Here is a 24,256-nt window from a genome sequence, read left to right as displayed (position 1 = left end):
GCCTGCGGCAGGGCTGAAAACCGGCCGCTGGCTGGTGGCTGCGTGGCCACGCCGGTATGCTGGCCGACGCAGGCCGCCGCGCGAGGCGGCTGATTGGATAAAGGGGAAGTGTGTGGAGTTTCTTGCTGATTACGCAGGGTTTCTGGCCAAGACGGTGACGCTGGTCGTGGCCATTCTGGTCGTGCTGGTGGCGGTGGCCGTTTTGCGCAGCCGCGGGCGTCGCAGTGGTGGGCAGTTGCAGGTCACCAAGCTCAATGATTTCTACAAGGCGCTGCGTCAGCGCCTGGAACAGTCGATTCTCGACAAGGATCAGCTCAAGGCGCTGGGCAAGGAAGAAGCCAAGGCCGCCAAGGCGGCGAAGAAGCAGGCGCCGCAGAAATCGCGGGTGTACGTCTTGGACTTTGACGGCGATATCAAGGCCTCGGCCACCGAGGGCCTGCGCCACGAGATCACTGCACTGTTGAGCCTCGCCACGCCCCAAGACGAAGTGGTGCTGCGCCTGGAAAGCGGCGGTGGCATGGTGCACAGCTATGGGCTGGCCTCGTCGCAACTGGCGCGCATTCGTCAGGCTGGCGTGCCGCTGACGGTGTGCATCGACAAGGTCGCCGCCAGCGGTGGCTACATGATGGCCTGCATCGGCGAGAGGATCATTTCCGCGCCGTTCGCCATCCTCGGCTCCATTGGCGTGGTCGCCCAGCTGCCCAACGTCAACCGCCTGCTGAAGAAGCACGACATCGACTTCGAAGTGCTGACCGCCGGTGAATACAAGCGCACCCTGACCGTGTTCGGCGAGAACACCGAAAAAGGCCGGGAGAAGTTTCAGGAAGATCTGGAGACCACCCACGAGCTGTTCAAGAACTTCGTGGCGCGCTACCGCCCTCAGCTGGAAGTCGACGAGATCGCCACTGGCGAAGTTTGGCTCGGCATGGCAGCGCTGGAGAAGCAGCTGGTCGACGAATTGAAGACCAGTGACGAATACCTGGCCGAGCGGGCTCGCGAAGCCGACCTTTATCAGCTGCACTATGTACAGAAGAAATCCCTGCAGGAGCGTGTCGGCCTGGCTGCCAGCGTTGCGCTGGATCGCTTTGCCCTGACCTGGCTGGGGCGTCTGACCCAGCAGCGTTTCTGGTAACCCGCACCCTCCGCTCTGGCGGATCAAGGAGGTCTGGATGACGAGTTTCACGGCGCTGCAAGCGGCGCCCGACGCCCAAGGTCATTTCGCGATGCAGATTGTGGATCGCGACGTGGCCGATCTGCCGGCCGGCGAGCTGCTGATCCGTGTTCGCTACTCCTCGCTGAACTTCAAGGACGCGCTGTCCGCCACCGGCCAGCGCGGCGTGAGCAAGCATTACCCGCATACGCCGGGCATCGATGCGGCCGGTGTGGTGGAGCATTCCAGCGCCGCCGAATTCACCGAAGGTGATGAGGTGATCGTCACGGGTTACGACCTGGGCATGAATACCGCCGGTGGGTTTGGTCAGTACATCCGAGTGCCTGCCAGCTGGGCGATCAAGCGCCCGCAAGGGCTATCACTGCGCGAGGCGATGATTCTCGGCACGGCCGGCCTGACCGCGGCACTGTGCGTCGACAAGCTGGAGCAGGCTGGCCTCGAGCCGCAGAACGGCCCGGTGCTGGTCACTGGCGCCACCGGCGGGGTGGGCAGCATCGCGGTGATGCTGCTCAACAGTCTCGGCTATCAGGTCAGTGCCGCCACGGGCAAGGCCCAGCAGGGCGATATGCTCAAGCGCCTGGGCGCCTCCCAGGTCGTGCCGCGGCTCGAGCTGCAGAGTGGCGCCGAGCGACCGCTGCTACGCGAGCAGTGGAATGGGGCGGTGGACACCGTGGGCGGCGACATTCTGTGCAATGTGCTCAAGGCCACCCGTTACGGTGGCAGCGTGGCCTGTTGCGGGCTGACAGCCGGCGTGGATTTCCAGGCCAGCGTGCTGCCCTTTATCTTGCGTGGCGTAAATCTGCTGGGCGTCGATTCGGTCGAGCTGCCCCTGGTGGTCAAGGCGTCGATGTGGGATCGGCTATCGCTGCAGTGGAAACTGCCGAACCTGGAAGCCCTGGCGACCGAAGTGGGGCTTAACGAGCTGCCGGCAGCAATCGAGCGCATCCTGCAGGGCGAGCAGGTCGGGCGGGTGCTGGTCAGGCTCGACTGAGACTCGATAAACGCCCATAAAAAAACCCGCCTTTTGGCGGGTTTTTCATTCTTAGAGCCTGTTCACGATCTCGCGAGCTAGAGCCATACAGGCAAAAACAGTCGATGTAAATGAGCATTCTGACTGGGCTGGCAATCCAGCCTGTTTTTAACGCAGTGGGGCCGACGCGCAGCAGATCGTGAGCAGGCTCTTAGGCGCGGCGCCGGAACAGCGGTTGCGGCTGATCGGCGGAGGCCTGGTAGACCTCGGAGAACTCCTCGAAGGCTTTCAGCGCGTCTTCGGCGTCCTTGTCTACGCGCAGGGCAAAGGCGTCGAAGCCGCAGCGTTTGAGCGCCCACAGCTGGTCGCGCAGCACGTCGCCAATGGCGCGCAGCTCGCCCTTGAAGCCGTAGCGAGTACGAAGCAGGTAAGCGGATGACGAGTGACGGCCGTCGGTGAAGGCCGGGAAGTTCAGCGCGATGACCTGGAAGGCGTCCAGCGAGTCGACGATCGACTCGATTTCTTCTTCGGCGTCCAGCCACACGCCCAAGCCGCCGTCGCGGGCCTTGAGGGCATGGCCGTGTTCGAGCCAGAGGTTCAGCGGTACGATCAGGTCGTCGCAGTTGGACAGTTCTTCAAAGCTGGTTTCCTTAGGCATCAGGTGCCAGCTTTCGTCGACGATCTGGCCGTTCTTAATGATTCGCTGCATATACGCGCTCCTTGAACGGGGCGACACCGATACGGCGGAAGGTGTCGATGAAACTTTCTTCTTCGGTGCGTTGCTCGACATAGACGTTGACGATCTTGTCGATCACGTCCGGCATGTCGTCCTGGGCGAAGGACGGGCCGAGGATCTGCGCCAGGCTGGCGTCACGACCGGCGCTGCCGCCGAGGGACACCTGGTAGAACTCCTGGCCTTTCTTGTCGACGCCGAGAATGCCGATGTGGCCCACGTGGTGGTGGCCGCAGGCGTTCATGCAGCCGGAAATGTTCAGGTCGATGTCGCCAATGTCGAACAGGTAGTCCAGGTTATCGAAGCGGCGCTGGATGGCTTCGGCCACCGGGATCGACTTGGCGTTGGCCAGCGAGCAGAAGTCGCCGCCCGGGCAGCAGATGATGTCGGTCAGCAGGCCCACGTTCGGAGTGGCGAAACCCTTGTCGCGCAGTTCGCCCCACAGGGTGAACAGCTGCTGCTGCTCGACGTCGGCGAGGATGATGTTCTGGTTATGGCTGTTGCGCACTTCGCCGAAGCTGTAGCGATCGGCCAGGTCGGCGATGGCGTCGAGCTGCTTGTCGGTCACATCGCCTGGAGCCACGCCGGTGGGCTTGAGCGACAGGGTGACGGCTACATAGCCCGGCTTCTTGTGGGCGAAGGTGTTGCGCTGGCGCCAGCGGGCGAAACCCGGATGCTCGGCGTCGAGCTGGGCGAGTTGCGCATCCTGATCCTGCAGCGCCTGGTAGGCCGGATCGACGAAATGCGCAGCGACGCGGGCCACTTCGGCGTCGGTCAGGGTGGTCGGGCCATCCTTGAGGTGCGCCCACTCGGCGTTGACGCGCTCGGCGAACACTTCCGGGGTCAGCGCCTTGACCAGGATCTTGATGCGCGCCTTGTACTTGTTGTCGCGACGGCCGTAGCGGTTGTAGACACGCAGAATGGCGTCGAGATAGGAAAGCAGGTGCTGCCAGGGCAGGAATTCATTGATGAAGCTGCCGACGATCGGCGTACGGCCCAGGCCGCCACCCACGGCGACGCGGAAGCCCAACTCGCCCGCGGCGTTCTTCACCGCTTCCAGGCCGATGTCGTGCACCTCGATGGCGGCGCGGTCACTGGCGGCGCCGTTGACGGCGATCTTGAACTTGCGCGGCAGGTGGCTGAACTCGGGATGAAAGGTCGACCACTGGCGGATGATTTCGCACCAGGGGCGCGGATCGATGATTTCATCCTTGGCCACACCGGCGAACTGGTCGGTGGTGGTGTTGCGGATGCAGTTGCCGCTGGTCTGGATGGCGTGCATCTGCACGGTGGCCAGCTCGGCGAGAATCTCCGGCACGTCTTCCAGTTCCGGCCAGTTGAACTGTACGTTCTGGCGGGTGCTGATGTGCGCGTAGCCCTTGTCGTAATCGCGGGCGATTTGCGCCAGCTTGCGCACCTGGGTGCTGTTCAGCAGGCCGTAGGGCACAGCGATGCGCAGCATGGGTGCGAAGCGCTGGATGTACAGACCGTTCTGCAGCCGCAGCGGACGGAATTCTTCGCCGCTCAGTTCGCCACTGAGGTAACGGCGGGTTTGATCGCGGAACTGCTTGACGCGGTCCTCGACGATTTTCTGGTCGTACTGGTCGTATACGTACATGGGAATCCTGTTATCAGGCTGCTTGCCAGATCGATCGAGCGATTGCGGCGCGACAGTGTGGCTTGGTTCGGCAGCGAGCGGTTTGTCGCTCGTCTACCGTGGCTCTGGCAAGCCGCCACGCATAATGCTTCGATGACCCGTTACAGCAAATCTGCGCGCACGGCCGCGCACTCCTCATGCGGAGCCGGGGCACGATACCAGTTCAGGTTTATGCGCAAAAGTGATGTTTGAATATAAGAAAAGAACTTTTGGTGCTAAGTCAGAATGCATGCATAACTGTGGTGGTGGATCGTTGCGCAAGTGCCTGGCAGGTGAGATTTTCCTTGCCTGACTATTGAGAATCATCCGCAACAATGTGATGGTTCGTTGACTGCCCGCAGCCTCCCAATACCGGGCGGCGAACAGGTGAAACGTCGACAATAATCTGCTTGTCGCACACATAAGGCCGGCCTCGTGCGCCGCCTGTCCCAGAGTTGAACGAAGAGGCTCTATGCAAACGCTTTCCGCTCGCAATGGCATGCTGCAGGCATGGGTTTCCCAGGTTCGTGAATCTCCGTGGGTGGCCGCCGGGCTGGGCATTGCTCTGTTGGTGGTGTTGTGGTTGCTGTTCAGTAGTCTGGTCAATATCTTCGATGGGGCGCACCCGGAGCGTATTCGTTATGCCCTGTATGGCGGCGGCGCGGGCTTTGCAGCAACCGCTCTGGGTGCGCTTGCGGCGCTGGCGCTGGGCAACATCAGCGTCAGGACCCAGGACAGCATGCTCGGCTTCGCGGCCGGCATGATGCTGGCGGCCAGCTCCTTTTCGCTGATCCTGCCTGGCCTGGAAGCCGCCGAAGTGTTGACCGGCAGCGGTTTGCGGGGCGCTGCGACGGTGGTGCTCGGGCTGGCCCTTGGTGTGCTGCTGATGCTCGGGCTGGACCGCTTCACACCCCACGAGCATGAAAGCGCGGGCGCGCAGGGGCCACAAAGCAGCCGGCTAAGCCGCGTATGGCTATTCGTGTTCGCCATCACCCTGCATAACCTGCCGGAAGGTATGGCCATTGGCGTTGGCTTTGCCGGCGATGACATGCAGGTCGGCATTCCATTGGCAACCGCCATTGCCATTCAGGACATTCCCGAAGGCCTGGCTGTCGCCCTGGCGCTGCGCACCATCGGTGTATCGGTCTTGCGTGCAGCACTGATTGCAGCCGCCAGTGGCCTGATGGAGCCCCTTGGTGCGTTGGTTGGTGTCGGCATGTCGAGCAGCTATGCGCTGGCTTATCCCATCGGCCTTGGTCTGGCCGCCGGTGCGATGCTGTTCGTGGTATCCCACGAGATCATCCCCGAGACTCACCGCAACGGCCACCAGACGGCGGCGACTCTCGGGCTGATGGGCGGGTTTGCTGTGATGATGTTCTTAGATACGGCATTGGGCTGATAGGCATTTGCCCAGCGCTGATGCACACTGCGCCAGGTTTCGAGCTTCGTTAGTCACTATGGGATTGGCGCGTGCGCACAAGAGATGTCATGGCCCATTTTCGTCACATCGGTGGCCTTCTGGTGCTGATGTGCGCCCTGAGCGGCCCTCTCGCCGCTCAGGAGGAGCCGTTGAATGTCTATGTTGGCCAGGGCCAGATGCCCTTCGCCGACGGCGTGGCCAAGGGCTCCGGGCTGTTCGGTGAGCTGATGCGTGAGTTGTGTACGCGCACGGCCCAGCAATGCGTGTTTCGCAGTGTGCCCTGGCGCAGGGTCTTGAGCGAGGCCGAAGGCGACCCCCATGGCATCGTGCTCAATCTGGGGCGTACCCCGGAGCGGGAGAATGGATTCGTCTGGCTGCTCGATGTGCTGCCCACGCCCTATGTGCTCGTCAGTCTCGACCGCACCTTCGACAACCTGAACGATGCCCTGCGGGCCGGCCCGGTGGCGGTGATGGCCGGCACCCCGCGCGCTGATGAACTGAAACGCATCCAAAGTGGCGACCAGCGTGTAGTGGAGGTCACCGATCCGCTGCAAGCTGCCGAGCTGCTGCGCAGCGGCCGCGTGGTGGCCTGGTACGAGATCGACTTGCGGGCTTTCTATCTATGGCGCGAAATGAATGCCCAGGCGCCGCTGCTGGCTGGCAAGCCGCTGAGCAGCACGCGCAGTCATATCGCTGGCAGCCTCAAACTGGAAGGTGCCGAGGCGCTGTCGCAGAAGATGACGGCGGCGTTCGAGGACATGCATCGCGATGGCAGCTGGCAGCGCATTCTCGTCAGTTATCTGGGGCTGGAGCGGTCGCGGGCTTTGCTGTCTGGCGGCTGGTAAGTCATGCTAGCGCCCTGAAACCCCGAGGAGCGCCTGATGAAGTACATCCACCAGCGCGAGCACCTCAACGAAGATGACCTGGTCATCATCGAATGCTCGCAACCCTGCAATATCCGCCTGATGAACGATGCGAACTTTCGCAGTTTCAAGAATGGTGGTCGCCATACGTATCACGGCGGCGCGTTCGACAAGTTTCCGGCCAAGATCACCGTGCCCAGCAGCGGTTTCTGGAACATTACCCTCGACACCGTGACCCGCAAGGCGATCAGCGTGACGCGCAAGCCGACCCTCAAGCACTCGATCAAGATCGTGCGCCGCTCGTCTTCAGATTTGTCCTGATGCGACTCAGATACTGCTGCTGTTGAAACCCTCGTCGATAAAAGCTTCGCGGCCGCCTGGAGCCAGACTGCAGATGGCCTCCAAGCCCAGATAGTCATAGCCGCGTTCTTGCTGATCAGGATGACTGGGCTTCTCTTGGCAGCGAACCTGAATCCACAGCCGGTAGCCCTCGTCGCAGACCTCGTAGGTTTCCGACTCAATGTAGTACGTGCCGGCAAGATTATTGCGGCAGGGAAAAGCATCGATTTCGGGGAAGCACTGCTCAGGGTCATTGACGTAGGCATCAAGACGCCGTTGCAATTGCTCATAAAGCGAACTCAGCAGAGGCGCAAACGCCTTTCGTGCTTTCTCGGCCTGAGGCCCATCCAGCAGTATGCGGTGCCGGGCGAAATCCGGCGCCCAGAGGGGTGGCGCGATGCGCTGCAAGATGGTCATCCGTGGCGCGATCAGTCTTCTGCGTCGCTGCTCACCGCAGCGAGACAGGTCAGATGGTGTTCGCCAATGCGCCAACTGTCTTCTGCTGCCAGGTATTGCGCTTCCATCACCGCGTTGTAACTGAACTGCCAGCGTTTGCGTTCGCGGCCGTCTTGGGCCTCGATAGACAATACAACCGCCTCGCTGGCGAACGCCTCGTTCGCTTCAGCGGCCGCATCGGCCTGATCGAGTAGCGCGTCGTCGAGCTGGAAGTCGAAGGCGTGCAGGTCATCGATGACCAGCATGTCGGCGGTTTCCAGCTGGTCGAGCAGGTAGGTCGTTGTGTCGGTCATGGCAGTCCGGTCGTTCAATGGATTCAGTTCGCGAGGTAGGCGAGTACCCGCGGGTCTTTGTAAAGGGCCACCACGCCGTCGGCGATCGAGCCGCTGAGGTCCTGCTGGGCACTGGCGCCCGTAGCGTGATTGATGGTCATTTCGAAGCGTTGCCCATCACCCAGGCTGACGGTGAAGGTCATGGTGCCTTTCCAGTAGAAGAAGATGTAGCGGCTCTCCAGGTGCGTGACCTTGAGATCGATGCGCTTGTCGCTTCCTGCGCTGACCTTGCCATGGCGCGCCAGTTCGAAGCGGGCCTGAGTCACCATGGTCTTGGTAACTTCGTGGTAGTTCGACTGCAGGCGGGTGCCGCTTTGCGAATGCAGAATCACCGGCTCGGTCGCAGGCTGGGCATTTTCGATGGCGATCGTTCCTTTGACCGGGAAATCAGCGATCTTGGAAGCGGCCAGGTCGAACACTGGCGGGTCGAAGGCGATGGTGCCGCAGCCGGTCAGCAGGGCGAACAGAAAGAGGGCGGGTAGTCGGTAGTACATGAGTACGTCCTTGCAGAGAAAGAACCCGGCGACTGGCGCCGCGCGGGTTCGCAGGTCCTTGTGTTGGCTCAGTCGTCATAACCGAGGTTCGGCGCCAGCCAGCGTTCGCTGATGGCGATGTCTTGTGCCTTGCGCGCGGTGTAGCTTTCGATCTGATCCTTGTCGACCTTGCCGACGGCGAAGTACTGCGCCTCGGGGTGGGCGAAGTACCAGCCGGAGACCGCGGCCGCCGGGAACATGGCGTAGTGCTCGGTGAGGAACACGCCGCTGCGGCCCGCCTTGTTGTAGTCCGCTTCGGGGTCAAGCAGCTTGAACAGCGTGCCTTTCTCGGTGTGGTCCGGGCAGGCCGGGTAGCCGGGGGCAGGGCGGATGCCCTTGTACTGCTCGCGGATCAGCGCCTCGTTGTCCAGTTGCTCGTCCGTCGCGTAACCCCAGTGCTCCTTGCGCACGCGCTCGTGCAGCCACTCCGCGCACGCCTCGGCGAGGCGGTCGGCCAGGGCCTTGACCATGATCGAGTTGTAATCGTCGCCCTTGGCCTCGTAGGCCTTGGCCACTTCCTCGGCGCCGATGCCGGCGGTGGTGATAAAGCCACCCACGTAGTCGGTCACGCCGCTGTCCTTCGGCGCGACGAAGTCGGCCAGCGACAGGTTCGGCTTGCCGTCCGGCTTGATGGTCTGCTGACGCAGATGATGCAGGGTGGCGAGCGGTTCGCCGTTGTCGCCGTACACCTCGATGTCGTCATCACGCACCTGATTGGCCGGCCAGAAACCGAGTACGGCGCGGGCTTTGATCAGCTTCTCGTCGATCAGTTTGTGCAGCATCGCCTGGGCATCGTTGAACAGGCTGGTGGCCGCTTCGCCGACCACTTCGTCGGTGAGGATGCGCGGGTACTTGCCGGCCAGGTCCCAGGAGATGAAGAAGGGCGTCCAGTCGATGTATTCGGCCAGTACGTTGAGGTCGATATCGTCGAGCACCTTGGCGCCGGTGAAGCGCGGTTTCGGCGCGCTGTAGCCGGCCCAGTCGAACTTCGGCTTGTTGGCCACCGCCTTGTCGTAGCTCAGGCGCTCGGTGCGGGTCGCCCGGGCCGCGGTACGTTCGCGTACCACCACGTATTCGTCGCGGGTCTTCTGCACGAAGTCGGCCTTGAGCTCCTTGGACAGCAACTGGGTGGCCACACCCACGGCGCGCGAGGCATCGGTGACGTAGACCACGGCATCGTTGCTGTACTGCGGATCGATCTTCACCGCCGTGTGCGCCTTGGAGGTGGTGGCGCCGCCAATCATCAGCGGCAGCTTGAAACCCTGGCGCTGCATTTCCTTGGCAACGTGCACCATTTCGTCCAGCGACGGTGTGATCAGCCCGGACAGGCCGATGATGTCGCACTTCTCGGCGATGGCGGTCTGCAGGATCTTTTCCGCCGGCACCATCACGCCCAGGTCGACGATGTCGTAGCCGTTACAGCCCAGCACCACGCCGACGATGTTCTTGCCGATGTCGTGTACGTCGCCTTTCACGGTGGCCATGAGGATCTTGCCCTTGGCTTCGGGCTTGTCACCTTTCTCGGCTTCGATGAAGGGAATCAGGTGCGCCACGGCCTGCTTCATCACGCGGGCGGACTTGACCACCTGGGGCAGGAACATCTTGCCCGAGCCGAACAGGTCGCCGACCACGTTCATGCCGCTCATCAGTGGGCCTTCGATGACCTCGATGGGGCGCGCGCATTGCTGGCGGCACTCCTCGGTGTCCTCGACGATAAAGGCGGTGATGCCCTTGACCAGCGCGTGTTCCAGGCGCTTGTCGACTGGCAGCGAGCGCCACTCTTCGTTTTCCACTTCCTTGGCGGCGCCGTCACCCTTGTACTTGTCGGCAATGGCTAGCAGCGCCTCGGTGGCGCCGTCGTTGCGGTTAAGCACAACGTCCTCGACCGCGTCGCGCAGCTCCTTGGGAATCTCGTCGTAGATTTCCAACTGGCCAGCGTTGACGATGCCCATAGAGAGGCCGTTCTGGATCGCGTAGTAGAGGAAGACCGAGTGGATCGCCTCGCGCACCGGGTTGTTGCCGCGGAACGAGAACGACACGTTGGAGACGCCGCCGCTGGACAACGCATAGGGCAGGTTATCGCGGATATAGGCGCAGGCTTCGATGAAGTCGACGGCGTAATTGTTGTGCTCTTCGATGCCGGTGGCCACGGCGAAGATATTCGGGTCGAAGATGATGTCTTCCGGTGGGAAGCCCACTTCATTGACCAGAATGTCGTAGCTGCGCTGGCAGATTTCCTTCTTGCGCGCTGCAGTGTCGGCCTGGCCGACCTCGTCGAAGGCCATTACCACCACGGCGGCGCCATAGCGCTTGCACAGCTTGGCGTGGTGCTTGAACTGCTCGACGCCTTCCTTCATGGAAATCGAGTTGACGATGCCCTTGCCCTGGATGCACTTCAGGCCGGCCTCGATCACCTCCCACTTGGAGGAGTCGATCATGATCGGCACGCGGGAGATGTCCGGCTCACCGGCAATCAGGTTGAGGAACCTGACCATGGCCGCCTTGGAGTCGAGCATCCCTTCGTCCATGTTGATGTCGATCACCTGGGCACCGGCTTCCACCTGCTGCAGGGCGACTTCCAGCGCTTCGGTGTAGTTCTCCTCGCGAATCAGGCGGGCGAACTTGGCCGAACCGGTGATGTTGGTGCGTTCGCCGACGTTGACGAACAACGACTGGCGGTCGATGGTGAACGGCTCCAGACCGGACAGGCGACAGGCCTTGGGAATCTCCGGAATCGCGCGGGGTTGGTACTTGGCGACTGCTTCGGCGATGGCCTGGATATGCCCGGGCGTGGTGCCGCAGCAGCCGCCGATGATGTTGAGAAAGCCACTGGCGGCGAACTCTTCGACAACCGCCGCCATCTGCGCTGGGGTTTCGTCGTATTCACCGAAGGCGTTGGGCAGGCCAGCGTTGGGGTGCGCGGAGACGTGGGTGCCAGCCTTGTTCGACAGCTCTTCCAGATAGGGGCGCAAGTCGGCGGCACCAAGGGCGCAGTTCAGGCCCACGGAAATCGGCTTGGCGTGGGCCACCGAGTTCCAGAACGCTTCGGTGGTCTGGCCGGACAGGGTGCGGCCGGAGGCGTCGGTGATGGTGCCGGAGATCATGATCGGCAGTTCGACGCCGTCTTCCTCGAACACCTGTTGCACGGCAAAGATTGCCGCCTTGGCGTTGAGGGTGTCGAAGATGGTCTCGATCAGGATCAGGTCGGCGCCGCCCTCGATCAGGCCGCGAGTGGCTTCGGTGTAGTTCTCCACCAGCTCGTCGAAGGTGACGTTGCGGTAGCCGGGATCGTTGACGTCCGGGGAGATCGAGCAGGTGCGGCTCGTTGGGCCGAGAACGCCTGCGACGAAGCGCGGGCGATCCGGGGTTTCCAGGGTCTTGGCGTCGGCCACTTCACGGGCCACGCGGGCGCCAGCGACGTTCAGTTCGTAGACGATCGACTCCATGTCGTAATCGGCCTGGGACACCTGCGTGGCGTTGAAGGTGTTGGTTTCCAGGATGTCGGCGCCGGCATCCAGGTAAGCCTTCTCGATGGCGGCGATGATCTGCGGCTGGGTCAGCAGCAGCAGGTCGTTGTTACCCTTGACGTCGCTCGGCCAGTCGGCGAAGCGTTCGCCGCGGTAGTCGGCTTCTTCGAGCTTGTAGCTCTGGATCATGGTGCCCATGCCGCCGTCGAGGATCAGGATGCGTTCCTTGAGGGCTTGCTGAAGTGCTTGTAGGCGGGCGCTGCGATCTGACAAGGGCATGGAAAAGGCTCTGAACGGGAGGCTACGACAAGGCCACTGATGATAACAAACCTTGACGGCATTTCTGCGTCGCGCACTTCTGCATGAATTATGTTCATGTTGCCGATGGCGTCCGGTGGCATGCAGGCATAGCGATGGCACAGGCGAGACGGCTAGAATGCGCGGCCAATTTCGTGGAATTTGTGCCATGCGCTGCCGGCTGCTGTTGACCCTTTGCCTCGTTCTGATCAGCCCGCTGACAATGGCCCAGGACATTTCCTACAGCCGCGACATCCAGCCGATCTTTACGCAGAACTGCGTAGCCTGCCATGCCTGCTACGATGCGCCATGTCAGCTCAACCTGGGCAGCGGCGAGGGAGCCGAGCGCGGCGCCAGCAAGGCGGCGGTTTACGATGGCACGCGTACCCATACTCAAGCGACCACGCGGCTGTTTATGGACGCCCATGGCGCGCCGGCCTGGCGCCGTAAGGATTTCCATTCGGTGCTGGAGCAGCAGGGCGGCCAGGCTGCATTGATGGCGCGCATGCTCGAGTTGGGCCACGCCACACCGCTGCCGGCCAACAGCAAGTTGCCCAAGGATCTGGACATCAGCATCGAGCGCGCCAACCAGTGCGCGCTGCCGGGCGAGTTCGCCGACTTCGCTAGCAAGAACCCCATGGCCGGCATGCCGTTCGCCGTTACCGGCCTTACCGAACAGGATTACCAGACGGTGCAGCGCTGGCTGCAGCAGGGCGCGCCGGTCGACGCGCAGGCGCTGCAGGCCAGCCCCGCTGAAGCCAAACAGGTCGCCGACTGGGAACGCTTCCTCAATGCAGACGGTGACGAACAGCGACTGGTCAGCCGCTGGATCTATGAGCATCTGTTTCTCGCCCATCTGTATTTCGAAGGTGGCGAGGCCGGGCACTTTTTCCAGCTGGTGCGTTCGCGCACGCCCAGCGGCCAGCCAGTGGACATCATCGCCACGCGGCGCCCCAACGATGATCCGGGTACCGACATCTATTATCGGTTGATGCCGATCCAGGGTGTGATCGTTCACAAGACCCACATCACTTATCCGCTCAGCGCCGCCAAGCTTGCGCATGTGCGCGAGCTGTTCTTCGGCACCGACTGGCAGGTGGCTACGCTGCCGGGGTATGGCGTGCAGCATCGCTCCAACCCGTTCCTGGCATTCGAGGCGATTCCCGCCCAGGCGCGCTATCAGTTCATGCTCGATAACGCCGAATACTTCGTGCGCACCTTCATCCGTGGGCCCGTATGCCGCGGGCAGATCGCCACCGACGTGATCCGCGACAATTTCTGGGTTTTCTTCCAGGACCCGCAACACGATCTGTACATCACCGACCCGGCTTATCGCGGCGAAGCCACGCCGCTGTTGGCCATGCCCGGCCAGCTCGACGAGATTGGCGATCTGCTAGGCCTGTGGCGCAGCTCCCGCGACAAGCGCAACGCCTACGAGGCCCTGCGCACTGACGGCTATCACGAGGCACCGCCATCAGAGTGGTCGCAGATCTGGCAGGGCAATGACAACGCGCTGCTGTCGATCTTCCGTCAGCATGACAGCGCTTCGGTGCGCAAAGGCCTGATCGGCGAGATTCCGCAGACCCTCTGGTGGATGGATTACCCGCTGCTGGAACGCACCTATTACCAGTTGGTGGTCAATTTCGACGTGTTCGGCAATGTCTCGCACCAGGCGCAGACCCGCCTGTACTTCGACCTGATCCGCAATGGCGCCGAGCAGAACTTCCTGCGCCTGATGCCGGCCGATGCGCGCACGTCGATCTTCGACGACTGGTATCAGTACAGCGGCAAGCTCAAGGCGTGGATGGATTACTACCCGCTGGACAAGAAGACGCCGAGCGGCTTGGCCTTGGGCGGTGACGATCCCAAGCATCAGTTCGCCGAACAGTTGCTGCAGCGCTTCGATGGCCTGAATGCGCGGCGTGACCCGATCAATCGGTGCGGTGGCGAGCACTGCTATCGCGATGGCTTGCCGGCCGAGCTGCGTCAGGCAGAGCAGGCGCTGAGCCGCCTGGCATCGAAGCCGGCCGCACAACTCAGGGTGATCGAGCAACTGCCGGAGGCCACGCTGCTGAGGGTCGAGGGCGAGGGTGGGCGCCGTGAGGTCTACAGCCTGCTGCGCAATCGCGCTCACAGCAATGTGGCCTTCATGCTCGGCGAGGAGCTGCGCTACCAGCCGCGTCTGGACACCCTGACGGTGTACCCGGAGGTGCTGAGCAGCTACCCGAACTTCATGTTTTCGGTAGCCGCGGCCCAGGTGCCGGACTTCGTGACCGCCATGGAGCAGGCCCGCGACGCTAAAGCCTTCGAGAAGATCGTCGAGCGTTGGGGCATTCGCCGTACCCATCCGCAGTTCTGGCAATATTTCCATGACCTGACGGCGCACATCCGCGAGTACGAGCCAGTGGAGGCCGGCGTGCTCGACATGAACCGCTACGAGAACCTCTAGGCAGGCGGCGCTGCGCCGGCCGTAGAGCTTTGGCGCGGCGACCCTTGCGGCAAGCCCGTACAGCGCTTCGCCAATTCACCCGATCTTTCTCCCGCCACTGCGGTCGGACCCTGTGGCAGCCAATCATTCAGGGCTGCTGCTTACCGATTTCAACGAGAGGGAGCGTAGCGTTTCTATGCTGATTTCCGTGCAGGCACTTCGGGCTCTGGCGGCCTGGATAGTGGTTTTTCACCATGTCATGCAGGTGTTTTTCGATTTTAAGGCCGAGAGTTTCATGGGCCGTCTTTTCACCGACAAGGGCGCTGTGGGCGTCGACATCTTCTTCGTTATCAGCGGCCTGGTTATCTATCTGTCCACCCAAGGCAAGACCATCACGCCGTGGCGCTTCATGCTCAACCGCATCCTGCGTATCGTGCCGGCCTATTGGCTTTATTCACTGCTCGCCGCGTTGATCATCGCCTACGCCAACCCGGTGATGCCGGTGCAGCAGTTCGATCTGCATCACCTGTTGCTCTCGCTGCTGTTCATTCCGGCCGAGAATCCGGGTGGTTTCGGGCTTTACCCGACGCTCAACGTCGGCTGGACCCTGAACTACGAGATGTTCTTCTACCTGCTGTTCGCCCTGGCCTTCATGGTGCCGCAACGTCTGCGATTGGCCTTCGTCGCGGTGATGCTGATGATCTTCGGCCTCATGGCCACCCAGCCGTGGCTCAGCAATTTTTACCGCAACAGCATCGTCTACGAGTTCCTGTTCGGCGTGCTGCTGGGCATGATCTATAGCCGCGGCTGGATCCGCCAGGGCCTTTGGGTGCCGCTGCTGGTAATCGCCGGCTCACTGCTGGCCATTTACCACTTCGATACCAGCATGCGCCTGCTGCACTGGGGCGTGCCGAGTGCTCTGATCGTCGCCGCCTGCATTGCCATGGAGCCCTGGTTCAAGGACAACCGCCTGCTAGCGCGCATGGGCGACTGCTCGTATTCGGTATATTTGCTGCACGTGATCATTCTGTCCCTGGGCTGGTACGTGCAGGCCAGCCTGGATCTCAACCCTTATGTGGTCATCGTCGCCTGCATGCCGCTGATCGCTCTGGCGTCCTGGGGCAGCTACGAACTGATCGAGAAGCGCTTCTTCGTTCAGGCCAAGACTTGGATCAACGAACGCTCGAACAAATCGCAGCTTCAAACCATATCCTGAGTAAAATAGTAGGACTTTATTCGCGGCGGTCATTTGGCGTACACTCCGCCACATGACCGTGAGGAGTTGCCATGAGCACCATTACCATTACCGATGCCGCCCATGATTACCTGGCCGACCTGCTGAGCAAGCAGAACACACCGGGAATCGGTATCCGTATATTCATCACCCAGCCCGGTACCCAGTACGCGGAAACCTGCATCGCCTACTGCAAGCCAGGCGAGCAGAAGCCCGAAGACCAGGCCGTTGGTCTGGCCAGCTTCACGGCCTGGATCGACGCCGTCAGCGAGCCGTTTCTCGAAGACGCTGTGGTCGACTACGCCACCGACCGTATGGGCGGTCAGCTGACCATCAAGGCACCGAACGCGAAAGTGCCGATGGTCAATGAAGACAGCCCGCTCAATGAGCGAATCAACTACTACCTGCAGACCGAGATCAACCCGGGCCTTGCCAGCCACGGCGGCCAGGTCACGTTGATCGACGTGGTCGACGAAGGCATCGCCGTGCTGCAGTTCGGCGGTGGTTGTCAGGGTTGCGGCCAGGCCGACCTGACCCTCAAGGAAGGTATCGAGAAAACTCTGCTCGAGCGCATTCCGGAGCTCAAGGGCGTTCGTGACGTGACCGACCACAGCAATCGTGAAAACGCGTATTACTGATTGCAATGTGTGCAATGACAAGGCGACTTCGGTCGCCTTGTCTGCTTTGGCGTGCTTCACTTCATCCAAGTGTTAGAAATATCGGATGGCGTTCTGCTATAAGTGGCAGCAACACTCCCAAGGATGGCGCCGCTGTCGGATAGCCGCCGCAGCCAAGCCGGATCAGGCCCACCTCTTGAGGCGTATCGATGCCCACCGCATCTCTTCTCGTCTGTGATGATTCCAACATGGCTCGCAAGCAACTGCTGCGTGCCTTGCCTGCTGACTGGCCCGTAACCATCAGCCAGGCCGCTAACGGCGAAGAAGCGCTCGAACAGCTGCGCGCCGCTCACTTCGATCTGCTTCTGCTCGACCTGACAATGCCGGTGCTTGATGGCTATGGTGTGCTCGCGGCGCTGAAAGCTGAAGGCCGTGCGCAGAAGGTCATCGTGGTGTCGGGTGACGTGCAGGATGAAGCCATCCGCCGCGTCAAGGAACTTGGCGCCCTGGCATTTCTGAAGAAACCTGCCGACCCCGAGTTGCTGCGCCAGACCCTGGACCAGCTCGGCTTTCTGCGTGCCGCGCCAAGCGCTGCGGTGCCCACCGCGTTGTCCGAGCCCAAGGTGTCGTTTCGTGATGCCTTCCGTGAGGTGGTCAACGTGGCCATGGGCCGCGCTGCTGCATTGTTGGCCCGAGTACTCGGCGTCTTCGTGCAGTTGCCGATTCCCAACGTCAATATCCTCGAAGTCAGCGAGTTGCACATGGCCCTGGCCGACGCCCAGCGCGGCAATGGGCTGACCGCGGTTTGTCAGGGCTATATCGGCGAGGGCATCGCTGGCGAAGCGCTGCTGATCTTCCATGACTCGGAAGTGGCCGATATGGCCCGGCTGATGCAGTGGCAGCAGCACAACCATTCGTCCATGGAAATGCTTCTGGACATGTCCAGCATCATCATTGGCGCTTGCCTGAGTGGTATCGCCGAGCAGCTCGACGTGAGTTTCTCCCAGGGCCACCCGCAAATACTCGGTGAACACGCCTCCATCGACGAGCTGATTCGCATCAATAGCCAGCGCTGGCGCAAGACCCTGGCGGTGGAGGTGAGCTACAGCATCGAAGGCCATGACATCCACTTCGATCTACTGCTGCTGTTCACCGAAGATTCGGTGTCGTTGCTGACCAACAAACTCGCCTACCTGATGGAATAAGCCGCATGGCCGAGAGCATGGATTTAAACGATTTCCACTGGCTGCTGGCCATCGTGCAGAGCATCGATGTCGGCGTGGTGGTGCTCGACCGCCAGTACAACGTGGAAGTGTGGAACAGCTTCATGGAGAACCACTCCGGGCGCAGCGCGCGGGATGCCGCCGAGCGCTCCTTCTTCGAGCTGTTTCCCGAGGTCGATGAAGTCTGGTTTCGCAACAAGGTGGAGAACGTCGTCACCCTGGGCACGGCGGCCTTCACCATCTGGGAGCAGCGGCCCTATCTGGTGAGGTTCAAGAACTACCAGCCGATCACCGGCGTGGAAGACTTCATGTACCAGAACACCACCATCCTTCCGCTCATGGCCACCAACAGCAAGATCGAGCACCTGTGCGTGATCATCTATGACGTGACGGGTGTCGCGGTGAACAAGCGTCAGTTGCAGAGCATCAGCGACCAGTTCAAACATCTGTCGCGCACTGACCGGCTCACTGGCCTCAACAACCGGGGCCACTGGGAGGAGGAGCTCAAGCGCGAGCACGCCCGCCATCGCCGTTACGGCAGCAGCGCGGCGTTGGTGATCTTCGATATCGATCACTTCAAGAAGGTCAATGACACCTACGGCCACCAAGCCGGCGATACTGTGATCCGGAGCGTGGCTCAGGTGCTGCGCGAGCAGTTGCGCGATACCGATATCGCTGGGCGTTACGGCGGCGAGGAGTTCGTGGTGCTGCTGCCGGATATCGACGCGACCGGCGCGCGAATCTTCGCCGAGCGCCTGCGCATGCTGGTCGAGCGCCTGCAGATCAGCCACGACGGGCAGGTGATTCCCTTCACCATCAGCCTCGGCGTGGCCGACCTCAGCGAGCCCAGCCACGATCACCAGCAGGTCATCCAGTGGGCCGATCAGGCGCTTTACAACTCCAAACGCAATGGCCGCAACCAGGTGACGGTGTTCGGCTTCTAGCCGGCCACTGGGAGCCTGGGGGCTGGGCGTGCTAGCAACACCACCATCAGGGCTATGGCCAACAAGGGCAGCATGGCCAGGTTGACCTGGAACCAGCCCAGCCCGGTGATCAGCGCACCGGATGCGAAAGCTGCGCAGGCGGCGACGCTGCCGTTGGCCAGCTCCATAAGTCCCTGTGCCTTGCCGCGCTCGGCTAGTTCGTGTGCTTTGGCGAGCAGGGTGGTGCCAGCCACCAGCATCAGATTCCAGCCAATGCCCAGTAGCAGCGAAGAAATCAGGAAGTAGGCCTGTGACTGGCCACTTATCCCGCCCAATGCGCTGCACGCCAGTATTCCAATACCGACAAAAGCTACCGGCCTGCTGCCCAGGCGGTCCACCAACGGGCCAGCAATCAGAGCGGGTAGGAACATGCCGAGCATGTGCCACTGGATCACCAGGGTGGCGTCTGCCAACGGCAAACCACAAAAACTCATGGCCAGCGGAGTCGCGTTCATCACCAGAATCATCAGGCCATGGCCAATAGCGGTCACCGCCAGCGCGCAACGAATCGCCGGGCGGGCCAACAGGCTGCGCAGGTCGCCGCGCGGCGCCACGGGAATTGCGCCCTCGCGTAGTGCACTGAGCAGCACTAGGCCAAGCAGCGCCAGCCCAGCCAGCAACAGGTAAGCACCGACAAACGGCGTGCTCACGGCGTTGCGCGCCCGGAGCGTTAGGCTCGGCGCGATCAGCGCTGCGCAGATGCCGCCAGCGATCACCCAGGCGGCAGCGCGTCCCTTGTGGGCGTCGTCCACCGTCTCCAGCGCCGCGAAGCGGTAATACATGGCGGAAGCCTGGTAGACGCCAATCGGCAGGGCGCCCAGGCAGAACAATACGAAGTTTTCCAGCCAGACACCCGAGGCGCTGATCAGGCCGCCGAGAATGCCGGCTGCTGCGCCCAGGGTCAGGCCGGGCCTGCGCCCATGGCGCTGCATGAACAGCGACAGCGGGTGAGTGGCCAGCAGGTTGCCGAGCACCAGCAAGGCCAGGGGCAGGGTGATCAGGCTGTTGTAGGGAGACAATTGCATACCGATCAGCGCGGTGAGTGTGATGCCGATCAGCGAGCAGCTCCAGTACAGCGCCTGGGCGAGGAACAGAATCAGCAGCGCCCGATTACGCACCAGCAGCATCGCATCCTCCCGCTTTGCGCACACGTAGGGTCGAGGGCGGGTTGGCCGCCAGCTTGGCAACTGGGCGGACTGGCCGGCGCACAAGCTCGCCGCTGCAGTTGGGGCAATGACCGTTGAGGTGGGTGTCGGCACAGGCGCTGCAGTAGGTGCATTCGAACGAGCAGATGCGCGCGTCCAGAGACTCGGGAGGCAGATCTCGGTCGCAGCATTCGCAGTTGGGGCGTAGCTCAAGCATGGCTCATCTCCTGACCGAAACGTTCGGCGTATTGCTGGGGGCTGATGGACAAATGTTTGTGAAAGACGCGGCGCAGGTTTTCCGGATGGCCGAAGCCTGTGAGGCGCGCGACAGTTCTGATCGAGGCCTGGGCGTCCTGCAGCAGGGTGCGGGCAGCCTCCAGACGCACACGCTCCACGTAGCCCGCCGGCCCGGTGCCCAGCTCTCGGGCGAATACGCGGGACAGGGTGCGCGGCGTCATCCGCGCCCTGTTGGCCAGGGCGTCGAGGGAGAGGTCGCTGCCCAGGTTGGCAGGAATCCACTCCAGCAGTTCGGCCAGGCGCGGCGTACGGCTGGGCTCGGGAGCGAGCAGGGCACTGAACTGGGCTTGTCCGCCCGGGCGGCGCAGGAACATCACCTGGCGTCGCGCCACGGCCAGCGCCATGCTGCGACCGAGATCCGCTTCAACAAGCGCCAGCGCCAGGTCGATTCCCGCAGTGACACCCGCGGAGGTGAACAGGTGCTCGCTGCCATCGCCTGCGTCTGAGGCGTAGGTGTGCAGGCAGTCGCTGTCGACCAGCAGCTTGCCATCCTGGCGCAGGGTGTCGATATCGGCCCAGTGGGTGGTCACCCGTCGGCCGTCGAGCAGGCCGGTGCGCGCCAGAATCAGCGCACCCGAGCAGACCGAACCCAGGCGGCGTATCCGAGGTTCGGCAGCACGCAGCCAGCTCAGCAGCGGCTCGTTTTCACATTGCCGGGCTTCACCGGCACCACCGGGAATCAGCAGGGTGTCCAGATTGGAAGGATCTATGTCGCGCCATGCAGCGTCAGCCACGATGCACATGCCGGCGGAGCTGGAGATGGGACCGGGCTGCTCGGCGAGCAACAGCAGGCGATAGGCGTCGCCCAAGCCGTGGCGGTTACGTTCGACGTTGGCGGAAGCGAAAACCTGCAGTGGGCCGACCACATCCAGGCTCATGAAGTCCGGGTAGATCAGCGCGGCAATGCATTTGCGGTCGTCCATGGCGGCCCCTCGGCGTAAGAGGTGGCCAGTGTGCTGAAGAAGGGTTATGGCGGCAACGACATAAAACCCACAAATCTTGCCACTATTCAGGCGATGGGCAGCTTTTCCAGAAAACGCATCAGCAGGCTCTCTTCGCTACGCAGGCCTTTGCGTGCAGCCGCCAGGCGCAGATCAGCCAGAGCGCCGGCATGGAAGGCTTCGATTAGCGCCGGGTGGATGTAGCATTTGCGGCACACCGCGGGCGTATTACGCAGCTCTTCGGCGACCTGTTTGACCATGCTCACCACATGCTTCTTGGCCGAGCTTTCCGGCTGCCATTCCAGTTCGCGCAATAGTGTTAGCGCCAGGGCGCTGCCGGCCCAGGTGCGGTAATCCTTGGCGGTGAAATCGGCGCCGGTGAGTTCGCGCAGGTAATTGTTTACGTCGGTCGAGGTCACCGTGTGGCGCTCGCCGTTGCTGTCTAGGTACTGGAACAGGTGCTGGCCCGGCAGCTCCAGGCATCGGCGAATGATGCGCGCCAGGCGCCGATCACTGACTTCTACTTCGTGTTCGATGCCGCTCTTGCCGCGGAAATGGAAGCGGATGGCGCTGCCTTGTACCTCGACATGCCGGTTGCGCAGGGTGGTCAGCCCGTAGGAGCGGTTCTCCTTGGCATAACGTACGTTGCCGATACGAATCAGCGTGTTGTCGAGCAGGGTGATCACCGTGGCCATGACCTTTTCGCGGCCATGCTCGGGCAGCAGCAGGTGCTGTTCCACGGTCTGGCGCAGCTTCGGCAGGGCCTTGCCGAACGTCAGCAAGTTGGCGTACTTGTCGGTATCACGCACTTCACGCCAGCGCGGGTGATAGCGGTACTGTTTGCGCCCGCGAGCATCGCGGCCTGTCGCCTGCAGGTGGCCTTTGGGGTCAGTGCAGATCCACACGTCGACATAGGCCGGCGGTATCGCCAGCGCATTGATGCGGGCGATCTCTTGGGCGTCACGGATGCGTTCGCCATTGGGCTCGAAATAGCAGAACTTGCCGCGTAGCTTGCGGCGGGTGATGCCGGGCGTGCGGTCGTCGACGTAATTTAGGTCGTTGGGCAGTTCGGGCGTTATCGACAGGCTGGTCATCGCGTTGCGCTCCCGATCATGCCGCGAGCAGGCAGTAGAAAACCACCGACGGATATGGCGACGCGATACAAGAGGGGCGGCAGAATCAAGAAGAGGTTTTGCATGCCGGTCAGCTCATGACAACAGTTAAAGACTTAGCCCGTAGAATGCGAGGGTAAGTTCAGACTTTAACGGATGCGACGGTGCGAACGGATAAAGGCGGGGAGGGGGTATAACGTTGAGACAAGTTGCCGCACCCGAAGGTACGGCAACTGGCAAAACAACTGCCGAGGAATTATTCCGGCATGCTCCAAGGGGCGAGATCGAAGCCCTTGCTGCTGATCTCGTCACGGGATTTTTTCAGGGCCTTGGCCAGCTCCTGAGGGTCGCTGTAGATGCTGCTGGTCAGTTGCGCACGATCGATCAACGGTGTGTTGGTGCGGTCGACAATGGTCAGGCTCAGTACGCCTGTACCGTCCTGTGGCGCCCAGGCCACGCAGTGGAAAGGTTGAAAGGCGCGGTCGGCAATCAGCAGTGCATCATTGAAACGCAGCGAAGCGTTCATGGGGTCGGTTCTCCGAGGGTTTCCCAATGATTCATAGTGTCAGCGAGCTTATTTAACGCTGACGTTCCTAGCTGTTGATGTTTCGATGAGGCCTGCAAGTCACATCCAAATTAATTAATTTTCAAAAAAACTGAAAATCATCTTGTGAAGTTGACGGGCATCAAAGTTTTCAAGTGTGGCGGCACGCCGTTGGGCCGTGCACTTAATGTTTAACCACCGAAAATGGCATCAACACCAAATAGGAAAATGGCCCAGCTAATCAGTTCCGTTAAGTTCAGATTTTTTATTAATAGGGACAGTCGTTTAACTTGCCTAAAACGATCTGTGGCGGTTTTCTGACTGCCGTCTTGGGCGCCCGGCAATGGCCTGCGAAGCGTTATAGCGCGACCAGTCGATCGGCCAGGTGCCCCGTCTCGGTCAGTTCGAGAAATTCGTCGCCCATGCGCCGGCTTTCGTCCATGGCCTGGCGCCAATAGCGCTCGCGTCCGGCGTCGTCGCTCAGGAAGCGGGTGAAATCCTTGCGATCCGGCAGCTTTCCGTAGGGCAGGCGCGCCAGGTAGTCGCGCGAAGGCGCCAGTAGCAACACATCCTGCAAGCGCATGGCATCGCCACGGCGCCAAGGCATACCCTTGTCGAACCAGCCGGGAATGATGCGATCGGTGAAGTGAGGATAGAGCACCACGTCATCGCCGCTGTAGGGCAGGTCGAGGTGGTAGTCCAGCAGGCCGCCGTCGCGGTAGGTGCCGGGGCCGGCGCCGGGAATGTCGCGCACGCCCTGCATCACGAAGGGGATCGAGCCGGAAGCCAGCAAGGCGTGGCGCAGGTTGCCGACATCCAGGGGCAGACAACGTGAGGGAAAATCGGTCAGCGGATGCAGCGGCGGCGCCAGGCGAGCGTCATGCAGGATCACCCTCTCGAAATGACGAGCCAGACGCGGGCGACCGAGCAGGTTGCTGCCAATCACCGACGACAGACCAAGACCCAGAGAGCGGCGGTCGTCTTCAGCCAGTCGGCCGTGGCTTTTCACCACGACGATGTTGAGCCGGTAATGCGGATTGTCGAGTACGGCTGCATCCTGCTGTTGCAGCAACTCGTCGAGCATCTGCACGCAGCGTGCGCTCACCTCAGCGATGCTCACGCCCTTGGCGAAGCGCATGCCGGTATACAGCTCGCCAAGGCGCTGCAACGCCGCGGCAGGGTCTGGCAGGCAGGCGCTGGCGAAGCGCCAGGAGCCGATGGACGCGCCGATGAGCGAGCGTTCCCTCGGCGCTCTTGCCAGCCAGTCACCGAACAGCGCGATATCCAGGCCCTGAATGCCCAGCGCCTTGGGGCCGCCTGCTGCGCCTGGTAGGGTACCAACATCATCAGGCTGCAGGCCGCGTTCGCGAATGCGCGTCATCGCACGCTGGCCGGCCTTGAGGGTGAGGGCAGGGAATTTGATCTGAATGGCGCTCATGCCGACCTCCGCAGAAGAGGCGCCAGTATAGAGATGTGGAGCGCGTGGGTCTGTGGGCCAATTCAGGTTGAATTAAG

The 24,256-nt window shown here is 61.9% G+C and carries 22 protein-coding genes; 10 read left to right on the top strand and 12 right to left on the bottom strand.

Annotation, left to right across the window (positions count from 1 at the left end):
- Positions 1-112 precede the first annotated feature (112 nt).
- Together sohB and BM279_RS14700 are read left to right on the top strand one after the other, a co-directional pair.
- Entirely contained in the window at positions 113-1,132 is a 1,020-nt protein-coding gene (gene sohB / locus BM279_RS14705) for a protease SohB (RefSeq protein WP_093504839.1), read from the top strand.
- A gap of 37 nt (positions 1,133-1,169) precedes the next feature.
- A complete protein-coding gene (locus tag BM279_RS14700) occupies positions 1,170-2,162 on the top strand; it encodes a YhdH/YhfP family quinone oxidoreductase (protein ID WP_093504837.1) in 993 nt (330 codons plus the stop codon).
- Between the two features lie 190 nt (positions 2,163-2,352).
- Here the strand turns inward: BM279_RS14700 and BM279_RS14695 are convergent, their stop codons facing one another.
- Both BM279_RS14695 and BM279_RS14690 read right to left on the bottom strand, forming a co-directional pair.
- Positions 2,353-2,850 (bottom strand): DUF934 domain-containing protein, encoded by a 498-nt coding sequence (locus tag BM279_RS14695; RefSeq protein WP_093504835.1) that lies wholly within the window; start codon positions 2,848-2,850, stop codon positions 2,353-2,355.
- Entirely contained in the window at positions 2,834-4,492 is a 1,659-nt protein-coding gene (locus BM279_RS14690) for a nitrite/sulfite reductase (RefSeq protein WP_093504833.1), read from the bottom strand. Before BM279_RS14690 ends, BM279_RS14695 begins: the two co-directional genes overlap by 17 nt.
- Before the next feature lie 490 nt (positions 4,493-4,982).
- On the opposite strand from BM279_RS14690, the gene BM279_RS14685 reads away from it, so the two are divergent.
- From BM279_RS14685 to BM279_RS14675, 3 genes are all read left to right on the top strand, one after another.
- Positions 4,983-5,909 (top strand): ZIP family metal transporter, encoded by a 927-nt coding sequence (locus BM279_RS14685; RefSeq protein WP_093504830.1) that lies wholly within the window; start codon positions 4,983-4,985, stop codon positions 5,907-5,909.
- A gap of 89 nt (positions 5,910-5,998) precedes the next feature.
- A complete protein-coding gene (locus BM279_RS14680) occupies positions 5,999-6,775 on the top strand; it encodes a substrate-binding periplasmic protein (RefSeq protein WP_093504828.1) in 777 nt (258 codons plus the stop codon).
- A 36-nt stretch (positions 6,776-6,811) separates the two neighbouring features.
- Positions 6,812-7,114: a DUF1883 domain-containing protein gene (locus tag BM279_RS14675; RefSeq protein ID WP_093504826.1), complete on the top strand. Its 303-nt coding sequence runs from the start codon at positions 6,812-6,814 to the stop codon at positions 7,112-7,114.
- Positions 7,115-7,120: 6 nt separating this feature from the next.
- Here the strand turns inward: BM279_RS14675 and BM279_RS14670 are convergent, their stop codons facing one another.
- From BM279_RS14670 to metH, 4 genes are all read right to left on the bottom strand, one after another.
- Complete coding sequence (locus BM279_RS14670) at positions 7,121-7,549, bottom strand: hypothetical protein (protein ID WP_093504824.1); 429 nt, start codon at positions 7,547-7,549, stop codon at positions 7,121-7,123.
- A gap of 11 nt (positions 7,550-7,560) precedes the next feature.
- A complete protein-coding gene (locus tag BM279_RS14665) occupies positions 7,561-7,881 on the bottom strand; it encodes a DUF5629 family protein (RefSeq protein WP_093504822.1) in 321 nt (106 codons plus the stop codon).
- 23 nt (positions 7,882-7,904) lie between these two features.
- Positions 7,905-8,414, bottom strand: a complete 510-nt coding sequence (locus tag BM279_RS14660; protein ID WP_093504820.1) for a hypothetical protein — start codon at positions 8,412-8,414, stop codon at positions 7,905-7,907.
- Between the two features lie 68 nt (positions 8,415-8,482).
- Positions 8,483-12,193, bottom strand: coding sequence for a methionine synthase (gene metH / locus BM279_RS14655; protein ID WP_093505110.1), 3,711 nt, complete (start codon positions 12,191-12,193; stop codon positions 8,483-8,485).
- Positions 12,194-12,386: 193 nt separating this feature from the next.
- Between metH and BM279_RS14650 the strand changes: the two genes are divergently transcribed.
- From BM279_RS14650 to BM279_RS14630, 5 genes are all read left to right on the top strand, one after another.
- Positions 12,387-14,666 carry a fatty acid cis/trans isomerase gene (locus BM279_RS14650; RefSeq protein WP_093504818.1) on the top strand — a complete coding sequence of 760 codons (2,280 nt, stop codon included), beginning with the start codon at positions 12,387-12,389 and terminating at the stop codon, positions 14,664-14,666.
- Between the two features lie 175 nt (positions 14,667-14,841).
- The gene (locus BM279_RS14645; RefSeq protein WP_093504816.1) at positions 14,842-15,861 is read left to right on the top strand and encodes an acyltransferase family protein; all 1,020 of its coding nucleotides are present in this window, start codon (positions 14,842-14,844) and stop codon (positions 15,859-15,861) included.
- Positions 15,862-15,932: 71 nt separating this feature from the next.
- Positions 15,933-16,517 carry a Fe-S biogenesis protein NfuA gene (gene nfuA / locus BM279_RS14640; protein WP_093504814.1) on the top strand — a complete coding sequence of 195 codons (585 nt, stop codon included), beginning with the start codon at positions 15,933-15,935 and terminating at the stop codon, positions 16,515-16,517.
- Positions 16,518-16,705: 188 nt separating this feature from the next.
- A complete protein-coding gene (locus tag BM279_RS14635; protein WP_093504812.1) occupies positions 16,706-17,701 on the top strand; it encodes a response regulator in 996 nt (331 codons plus the stop codon).
- 5 nt (positions 17,702-17,706) lie between these two features.
- Complete coding sequence (locus tag BM279_RS14630) at positions 17,707-18,663, top strand: sensor domain-containing diguanylate cyclase (protein ID WP_093504810.1); 957 nt, start codon at positions 17,707-17,709, stop codon at positions 18,661-18,663.
- On the opposite strand, the gene BM279_RS14625 is transcribed toward BM279_RS14630, so the two are convergent.
- The 6 genes from BM279_RS14625 to BM279_RS14600 all read right to left on the bottom strand — a co-directional run bounded on the left by BM279_RS14625 (position 18,660) and on the right by BM279_RS14600 (position 24,179).
- Positions 18,660-19,826 (bottom strand): MFS transporter, encoded by a 1,167-nt coding sequence (locus BM279_RS14625; RefSeq protein ID WP_244154169.1) that lies wholly within the window; start codon positions 19,824-19,826, stop codon positions 18,660-18,662. The genes BM279_RS14630 and BM279_RS14625 overlap by 4 nt on opposite strands.
- Complete coding sequence (locus BM279_RS14620; RefSeq protein ID WP_093504806.1) at positions 19,813-20,064, bottom strand: DUF1272 domain-containing protein; 252 nt, start codon at positions 20,062-20,064, stop codon at positions 19,813-19,815. Before BM279_RS14620 ends, BM279_RS14625 begins: the two co-directional genes overlap by 14 nt.
- Positions 20,057-21,067, bottom strand: a complete 1,011-nt coding sequence (locus BM279_RS14615; protein ID WP_093504804.1) for a GlxA family transcriptional regulator — start codon at positions 21,065-21,067, stop codon at positions 20,057-20,059. The genes BM279_RS14620 and BM279_RS14615 overlap by 8 nt, the downstream gene beginning before the upstream one ends.
- An 86-nt stretch (positions 21,068-21,153) precedes the next feature.
- Positions 21,154-22,179 carry a DNA topoisomerase IB gene (locus BM279_RS14610; protein ID WP_167363146.1) on the bottom strand — a complete coding sequence of 342 codons (1,026 nt, stop codon included), beginning with the start codon at positions 22,177-22,179 and terminating at the stop codon, positions 21,154-21,156.
- A 274-nt stretch (positions 22,180-22,453) separates the two neighbouring features.
- Entirely contained in the window at positions 22,454-22,723 is a 270-nt protein-coding gene (locus BM279_RS14605; protein WP_093504802.1) for a hypothetical protein, read from the bottom strand.
- Between the two features lie 376 nt (positions 22,724-23,099).
- Positions 23,100-24,179, bottom strand: a complete 1,080-nt coding sequence (locus BM279_RS14600) for a patatin-like phospholipase family protein (RefSeq protein WP_093504800.1) — start codon at positions 24,177-24,179, stop codon at positions 23,100-23,102.
- Positions 24,180-24,256 lie beyond the last annotated feature (77 nt).

Origin of the sequence: Phytopseudomonas straminea, assembly GCF_900112645.1 — a bacterium.
GTDB classification, from domain to species: Bacteria; Pseudomonadota; Gammaproteobacteria; order Pseudomonadales; family Pseudomonadaceae; genus Aquipseudomonas; species Aquipseudomonas straminea.
Note: the sequence above shows the minus strand (reverse complement) of the source record. Positions and strands in the feature narration are given on the sequence as shown.